This window comes from Janibacter sp. CFPM2_SD2 (assembly GCF_057364645.1).
In genome coordinates this window covers 1-548 of sequence record NZ_JBNFOF010000414.1, presented here as the reverse complement: position 1 = coordinate 548, position 548 = coordinate 1, and the positions used below count along the sequence as shown (strand labels likewise).

The following is a 548-nucleotide window of genomic DNA, read 5'->3' as shown; positions in this document are numbered from 1 at the left end:
GCCGGGGTCGCCGACGGTCGCGGACGCGAGGACGAAGACCCGGGTCGGCGCCGTAGCGCCGGGCGACGCGCCGCAGCCGCCGCAGCAGCAGCGCGACGTGCGAGCCGAAGACGCCGCGGTACACGTGGCACTCGTCGATGACGACGTAGCGCAGCCGCCGCAGCACGTGCGCCCAGTGCTCGTGCCCCGGCAGCAGGGAGTGGTGGACGAGGTCGGGGTTGGTGAGGATGACGTCGGCGTGGTCACGGATCCAGCGCCGCTCGTCGGTGGGGGTGTCGCCGTCGTAGGTCGCGGCGCGCACGCCCGGCACGGCCCACGACTGGATCCGGGCGAGCTGGTCGGCGGCCAGCGCTTTGGTGGGGGAGAGGTAGAGGGCGGTGGCCCCGCGGCCGTTGGCGGCGGCCCTCCCTTCGAGCACCGCCGTGAGCGAAGGGAGGAGGTAGCCCAGTGACTTGCCCGAGGCCGTGCCGGTGGCCAGCACGACGTGCCTCCCGTCGGCGCGCGGCCTGGGGCCGCGCGCGCCTGGTGGGGACCACAGCCGGTCGATG

The 548-nt window shown here is 75.5% G+C and carries 1 pseudogene; it reads right to left on the bottom strand.

The features are described from left to right. Positions 1 to 548 (bottom strand): annotated as a pseudogene (locus tag AC2W7J_RS18705) (DEAD/DEAH box helicase); the annotation flags it as partial.